Genomic DNA, 1,021 nt, shown 5'->3' with positions numbered 1-1,021 from the left:
CTCTGAGAGGGTGTACAGATGCCTAGAAGCATCCAGTACCATCATCATTTAGACTACTACACACAGACAGTTTAGTTGTTTTTTATAACTAGACCTGACACTGGCGAGAGTCTCCTGATTCTCAGGTAGCAGGTTTCTAGTTTTTCCTCACTAATTACAAATCAGAACACATAGCATTGTGCGATGGGGACATCCAAAGGAAGAAGGAAGAGTCAGAATTCAAGAAAACTTTGTAATTCAAGAGTTTTAATTGTTTGTTGGAACCAACAAACAATTCTTTCTTCCTTGTTCCTTGTTCCTTGTTCCTTCTTCTTCCTTCTTGATGTATGGTTCACTCAATCAGATAGCAAAGCCTTGATCTGATTGACAAAATCTTGATGGTCTACCACAGGTTTAGAGATGTAAGCGTTGGCTCCGCTTTCCGTCAGAAATGTTTCTTTATCACCGGCCATGGCGTGAGCAGTCACCAAAATAATCGGCACCGAGGCCGTTTGCGGGTCAGCTTTGAGCAGTTGAGTAATCTTAATGCCGTCCACCGATTTGCCCTGGTACACGCTGTGCGAAAGTGACACATCCATTAAAATCAAATCAGCTTCGCCGTTGGCAGCAATCTGCATCACCTCTTCAACATTTTCCGTGTGCTTCACCGCTAAGCCCCCCCGCTTAGTCAGAATTTTGGAAAAAACCCGAGCATTAACCAAATCGTCCTCTACAATCAGAACGGTTTTCATAAATAAATATGGGAAGTATAGAAACTTTGTGACTTTAGTCCAAAGAGGAACACGGCACGGGGACTACATTCCCCGTCAAAAATGCAGAGTTTTTAGCGCCATTAGCCGGGAACCCTGCAAAACCCGTATGTATATACTTGAGCCACTAGCTCTGAGAGGGTGTACAGATGCCTAGAAGCATCCAGTACCATCATCATTTAGACTACTACACACAGACAGTTTAGTTGTTTTTTATAACTAGACCTGACACTGGCGAGAGTCTCCTGATTCTCAGGTAGCAGGTTTCTAGT

The 1,021-nt window shown here is 43.4% G+C and carries 1 protein-coding gene; it reads right to left on the bottom strand.

The genetic code is table 11. From position 1 onward, the window contains the following. Positions 1–335: 335 nt before the first annotated feature. Positions 336–731, bottom strand: a complete 396-nt coding sequence (locus ACUVJL_RS09480) for a response regulator (RefSeq protein WP_445245608.1) — start codon at positions 729–731, stop codon at positions 336–338. Positions 732–1,021 lie beyond the last annotated feature (290 nt).

It is taken from the genome of Microcoleus sp. OTE_8_concoct_300, from assembly GCF_031383065.1.
Lineage (GTDB): Bacteria > Cyanobacteriota > Cyanobacteriia > Cyanobacteriales > Microcoleaceae > Microcoleus.
The sequence above is the reverse complement of the archived record's forward strand: the minus strand, read 5'-3'. Positions and strand labels throughout refer to the sequence as shown.